This is a genomic window from Stenotrophomonas maltophilia (genome assembly GCF_003970865.1).
Taxonomy (GTDB): domain Bacteria; phylum Pseudomonadota; class Gammaproteobacteria; order Xanthomonadales; family Xanthomonadaceae; genus Stenotrophomonas; species Stenotrophomonas maltophilia_AR.
On the sequence record NZ_RXLZ01000157.1, the window covers coordinates 1 to 703 of the forward strand.

1 pseudogene is annotated in these 703 nt (G+C 62.0%); it reads right to left on the reverse strand.

Features of this window, described 5'->3' with window-relative positions:
- Positions 1-641: pseudogene (locus EKL94_RS22185) on the reverse strand (IS3-like element ISStma14 family transposase); the annotation flags it as partial.
- Positions 642-703 lie beyond the last annotated feature (62 nt).

The window sequence follows — 703 nt, forward strand, 5'->3', positions numbered from 1 at the left end:
CTCCAGCCGGTTACGCACGCCTGGCAGAGTCAACGCAGGCCTGCCTTGCTGGCCTCGGCGCTTCGGTCGTGGCCAGCCCTGCAAGCCGTCAGCTGCCATCAGGCGCGCCACCCGGTTCAGACTCAGGCTATGGCCGGCATCGGCCAGATCTTCCTGCATCCGGCCTGCGCCAAGTGTGCCCCGACTGTCCTCATGCAACGCGCGGATCTGGTCGAGCAAACGTTGATTTTCGAGCTGACCGGCACTGGGCAGGCGCTTGCTCCAATCGTAATAGCCACTGGCCGACACCTTCAGACAGCGGCACATCAGTCGAACCGGAAACTCGTCGCGGCAACGTTCGATCACCTGATACCTCAGGATGATCCCTTGGCAAAGAACGTCGCCGCTTCTCGCAAAAAATCCCGCTCCTTCTTCACCCGGGCTAGTTCGCGCTTCAACTGCGCAAGCTCCTCGTCCCGGGGCGTCCCGGCACCAGCAAATACGACTGACCCCTGACCCTGCGCCTCACGCTTCCAGCGTGTCAGTAACGTATCCCGGATTCCCAGCTCCCGGGCTACCTGGGCGCAGCTCACACCCGACTGGCTTGCCTGCTCCACCGCACCACGCTTGAACTCGGCGCTGAACTTCCTTCGCTTCGACATGAACACTCCTCATGGCCTGAATCGGCCTTCTTGTAAGTGTCCGTGAAAACGGGGGTGAACCC